Annotated in this window: 4 protein-coding genes; all 4 read right to left on the bottom strand. The window is 35.4% G+C overall.

All coding sequences use genetic code 11. The annotated features are described in order from the left end of the window. Positions 1-266 precede the first annotated feature (266 nt). The 4 genes from AC4AGG_RS15235 to AC4AGG_RS15220 all read right to left on the bottom strand — a co-directional run bounded on the left by AC4AGG_RS15235 (position 267) and on the right by AC4AGG_RS15220 (position 4,841). Positions 267-1,466, bottom strand: a complete 1,200-nt coding sequence (locus AC4AGG_RS15235) for an efflux RND transporter periplasmic adaptor subunit (protein ID WP_489772871.1) — start codon at positions 1,464-1,466, stop codon at positions 267-269. Positions 1,467-1,529: 63 nt separating this feature from the next. Next, positions 1,530-2,798 (bottom strand): ABC transporter permease, encoded by a 1,269-nt coding sequence (locus AC4AGG_RS15230; RefSeq protein WP_489772870.1) that lies wholly within the window; start codon positions 2,796-2,798, stop codon positions 1,530-1,532. A 23-nt stretch (positions 2,799-2,821) separates the two neighbouring features. Further along, positions 2,822-4,054, bottom strand: a complete 1,233-nt coding sequence (locus tag AC4AGG_RS15225) for an ABC transporter permease (RefSeq protein WP_489772869.1) — start codon at positions 4,052-4,054, stop codon at positions 2,822-2,824. Positions 4,055-4,148: 94 nt separating this feature from the next. After that, the gene (locus tag AC4AGG_RS15220) at positions 4,149-4,841 is read right to left on the bottom strand and encodes an ABC transporter ATP-binding protein (RefSeq protein ID WP_489772868.1); all 693 of its coding nucleotides are present in this window, start codon (positions 4,839-4,841) and stop codon (positions 4,149-4,151) included. Positions 4,842-5,034: the final 193 nt, after the last annotated feature.

The raw sequence follows: 5,034 nt of genomic DNA, 5'->3' as shown, positions 1-5,034 counted from the left end.
ATAAAGATAGGACTTTAACAATATCTTTTAGATGCCTAATTCAATAAATTTTTTTTACCAAATGTATGAAAGATATTACATTAAGTATGAAATATTTTACATTAAATTTTAAAAAGAAAATCGTGTCTGCAAAAAGACACGATTTCATGTTGAATTTTTTAGACCAATTTTATCAGGAATGGAATGTAGATTAATTGAAAATTAAAAATGGAGAGTTGAAAGTGGCTTATTGAATTCTCCATTCTCAACTATTCATTCTCAATTAATTACTTGCCTTGTTGTTCTTTCAGTTCTTCTTTGTCTTTATCCGACGGGTTGAATACTTTGACTTCAGCGTTTTTATCGATTCCAGATAGAATTTGTACATTGATTCCATCGGAGGTTCCTAATTTAACAAAAACCTTTTTGAAACTTCCGTCTTTTTGTTTTACTTCAACAAAAGCTTTGTCATTATTTTTAGCATCTTTTTCATACTGAATAAGAGATTCATCAAGAAGCAATGCGTTTTTCTGCGAACTCAAAACAATTTCTCCATTGGCTGAAAATCCTGCTCTGATATATTCATTAGTTGGATTGAAGACTTCTCCTTCCACTGGGAATTTAATAGTTCCACTTTCTTCTTTTCCTTTTGGAGCAATCATCGTTAATTTTCCAGGGAAAGACTTATTCTGTAATGCACCAATAACGATGTTCATGTCCATTCCTTCTTTAAGTTTTCCAGCCTGAGCTTCGTCGATCTCACCTTCAAAAATAAGCGAATTAAGGTCTGCAATAGAAGCAATCGTCGTTCCAGCATTGAAAGAGTTAGCTTCGATTACCTGGCTACCTACCTTCACAGGGACGTCAAGAACAGTTCCTCTTGCTTTGGAGCGGATTTGGGTGGTTGCCAAACTTTGAAGTTCTGGAGTGACTCCAGTTCTTGCAATTTGTAGTTGCTTGTTAGCAGTAACCAATTGTTGATTAGCATTTTTTACACTTTGTTGCGCTGTGTAGAGCGACTGTTGTGCAGTAAGAAATTCTTGTTTGGAAATAACACCTTGTTGATACAATTTTTGTTGCATTGCGAATTGTTGTTGTTGGTTCGCAAGATTGGTTTTGGCGTTGTTAACTCCAATATCAGCTGAATTAACTTGTTGCATCGCACTGTTAACATCGGAAACATTAGGAACGATTCTGATGGTTGCGATTAATTGTCCAACTTCGACATGATCACCTTCTTTAACCATGATTTTTTCGATGATTCCAGACATGTTAGGCTTGATTTCGATTTCTTCTTTCGGAACAATTTCTCCTGTCGCCATCACTTTTTCCACGGTATCTTCAATCTTTGGTTTCTTGGTCAGAAAGGTTTCTGATTTTGCCGAATTAGAGTTGATGACGTACATGATTCCTGCACCTAATGCTCCTAAAAGAATCAATCCTAAAAGAATGTATATCGCTTTTTTAAAGGTGAATTTCTTTTTCATATCACTTATTAATTTTCTTTATTCTTAAATTTTTATTTTTTCAATACTACCTCAATCTCAACCTTACTCGCTTCTCAAAGCTTCAATAGGTCTAATTTTAACAGCTCTTTGAGCCGGGATCATCCCTACAATTAATCCTAAGGTGACCATTACCGCCATTGAGGAAAATACATTTGCATAATCGACAGTTGGATTATAAAATGGGAATTCGTCTTGATTTTGTGTGGCTACATTTAAAAACATTAACAACATAATTCCTAAAATAAATCCTAAAATTCCCGAAGAAAGAGTAATGACAACACTTTCTAACAAAATTTGGTTACGTACTTCAGCTGGTTTTGCTCCCAATGCTCTTCTAATTCCGATTTCCTTTGTTCGCTCTTTTACTGTGATTAATAATATATTGGAAATCGCGATAACTCCTGCCAAAATAGTCAGTGTTCCCACAATAATCGTCAGTAACTGCATTCCGTTAAGAAATCCGGTTAGCTTTTTAAATTCTTTACCAAGGTTAAAACTTCCGAAAGCATTAGTATCTTCTGGAGATACATTGTACTTTTTCTTCATCTCGGTTTTCACCTTTTCTTCTACAACACTTAGATCGGCATCAGATCGACTTACAATCGAAAATACATCCACTTTATCTCCATCGTTATAGATTTTTCTATAGGTTGTGAGCGGAATGTAAGAAGCGCTATTGCTTTCCATTGGGCCTCCTCTTTTTACTACGTATACTCCAATCACATTAAAGAAGATTCCCTTCACGTTGATACTTTTACCAATGGGGTTTTCATTTTTTTTGTGATCAAAAAAATTCTTGTAAATATCTTCCCCTATGACGATAACATTTTTGTTTCCAGACATATCGGCGTCGTTCAGGTATCGGCCAAAAGAGAGTTTTTTTTCTGAAATTTTGTTTCCGATAGGAGAGTCTCCATTTAAAGTGTATGTTGCAGTTTTTCCATTTCTACTCATTTGTTCTCCAGTGCTTCCAAAATTTCCTTTAGAACTTTGGGGTGAAATGTAATCTATTTCTGGAATTTTGCTTTCAAGCATTTCGATGTCATCAACATTCAGTTCCATTTGTCTTCCTTTAGAAAATCCCGCATAGGGGATACTGGTGTTCTGTGCCCACATGAAAATGGTGTTGGTAGCAAATCCAGAAAACAATTTGTTGAACCCATTTTCCATTCCTTTGGCGGCTCCCAAAAGAGAAACATAAAGAAACATTCCCCAAGCAACACCAATCATCGTAAGAAACGTACGAAGTTTGTTTTTGCGCAGTGAGTGGTATATTTCCTGCCACGTATCTTTTTTGAAAATAATGTTCACCGTTCTTAAATTTTTAAGGTCATTTATTCTGTTCTTAATGCTTCTATGGTTTTTATCCTACTCGCTCTGTAAGCAGGAACAAATCCCGCAATAAGACCAGAAATGATAAGACAAACAAATGCTACTACAATGAGTCCCCAACCAACGTTAGGGTCCTTTATAAAATATTCTTCCAAGCTATCACCGATTAATTTCAATGTCAAAACGCCAAAAAGAACTCCTATTAATCCTGAAATTAGGGTAATAATGATACTTTCCTGTATGATAAGTCCAACAATGCTTTTAGGTTTTGCTCCAATGGCTTTTCTGACGCCAATTTCTTGGGTTCTTTCCTTTACAATATACACCATGATGTTGCTAATCCCAATAATCCCCGCTAATAGAGTTCCCATTCCGATAAACCCAACAATTAGGGTTAAAATAAAGATAAACTGGAAGCTGTCTTTTGTATTTTCGGCATTATTTCTTACTCTGATCGCATTTTCGTCATCGGGCGAAACTTTATGTTTGGCTTTTACTTGTTTTTCAAGCTGTTCACCATATTCTATGGCTTGTTCTGGAGTTAAATTTTGATTGTAAGTCAATTGAATGGAGTTCACGGTATCAGAACCTTTTTTCATCTGTTGCAGCGTAGAAATAGGAATTGAAATCATCCTCTCTTCCCAATCTCCACCTCCTTCATCAGAGAAAACCCCAACAACTTTGAACATGGTTCCATTAATTTCTAAATCTTTTCCAACCGGACTTCCATTTTTGATTAAATCTCGTTGAACCATACGACCAATAACAGCAACATTCAGTCTTCTATTAATGTCTCCTGGACTAATATAGCGACCATCTACCATTTTTCTGTTTTCCAGAAATTTTTCGTCCCCTGTAGTTCCACTAATTTGATAATTACCACTTTCCTTGCCATACTTTACCATCATTGCGGCACTGTATTTAGGAGCAGAGTACTCTACTTTTTCTGGATCAATGGCAATGACTTCTTCATAATCATCATTTTTTAAGACCACTTCGCGATCTGCCTGTAGCCCTCCGTAAGCAATTGTTGTTTTACCTGTATAGATAGCTATCAAGTTTTGAGCATCTCTTGCAAAACCATCTGTAAAAGCGTTTTTCAAACCAGAACCAATTCCGAAAAGAACAATGAAAATATACAAACCAAGAGCTACTGTAAATCCTGAAAGTACAGTACGCAAAATATTACTTCTAATAGAAGCGAAAATTTCTTGCCATCGGTCTATATCAAACATTTTTTTAGCTGGTTTTAGGTGGTAAGTTTCAGATATTGGTTTTTAATTTCAATTTCTAAATCAATTTTATATTTTGCTTTTGACTTTTTATATCTTATTCAAGAATCCTTTGCGTGATAAATTCGTCACTTTCTATTAAACCGTCTTTTAAAACTACATTTCTTTTGGTTTCTGCTGCTACATCAGGTTCGTGAGTCACAACGATGATGGTTTTTCCTTGACGGTTGATTTCTTGTAGAAGCTTCATAATATCATAAGTTGTTTTAGAATCCAATGCTCCAGTTGGTTCGTCTGCCAAAACAACTTTTGGATCGGTAATCAAGGCTCTTGCAATAGCTACCCTTTGCTTTTGTCCTCCAGAAAGTTCATTGGGAAGGTGGTTTGCCCAGTCTGCAAGACCTACTTTTCCTAAGTATTCCAGTGCTCTTTGGTTTCGTTCTTTTCTGGGAACATTTTGGTAATAGAGCGGGAGTGCGACGTTTTCCAGCGCGGTTTTGTAACCGATTAAGTTAAATGATTGAAAGATAAATCCTAAAAATCTACTGCGATATTCAGCGGCTTTTACTTCGGACAGATGTTCAATAGGGATGCCATCCAGTTCATAAACTCCTGAGTCTTTTTCATCCAGTATTCCTATAATATTGAGAAGAGTAGATTTTCCCGAACCAGAACTTCCCATGATAGAAACAAATTCCCCTTCTTCAATTTCTAAATTGATTCCTTTGAGAACGTGCAGTTGGGTTTTTCCCGTGTCGTATGATTTGTTTAGGTCCCGAATTTTGAGCATAAAATTGAGATGTTTTTGAAGTATAAGTAGAAGAATGAATTATTTTGTTACAAACTAATAGAGTAAAAAAGTAGAATTTTTGTAAGTGACACAATAAAGGAATAGTCAAGTTTAAAATACAGGAAAAACACCCTTTTTTGAAGGGTGTTTTTAACCGATTATTGCAATCGAAACTAAAAAAACATTAAAAACT

The sequence above is a fragment of the Chryseobacterium sp. CG10_8 genome (assembly GCF_058117085.1).
Note: the sequence above shows the minus strand (reverse complement) of the source record. Positions and strands in the feature narration are given on the sequence as shown.

Bases quoted from the DNA above. Each gene is read 5' to 3' on its own strand.
- AC4AGG_RS15225 (WP_489772869.1), bottom strand. From the start codon at position 4,054: ATGTTTGATATAGACCGATGGCAAGAAATTTTCGCTTCTATTAGAAGT.
- AC4AGG_RS15235 (WP_489772871.1), bottom strand. From the start codon at position 1,466: ATGAAAAAGAAATTCACCTTTAAAAAAGCGATATACATTCTTTTAGGA.
- AC4AGG_RS15220 (WP_489772868.1), bottom strand. From the start codon at position 4,841: ATGCTCAAAATTCGGGACCTAAACAAATCATACGACACGGGAAAAACC.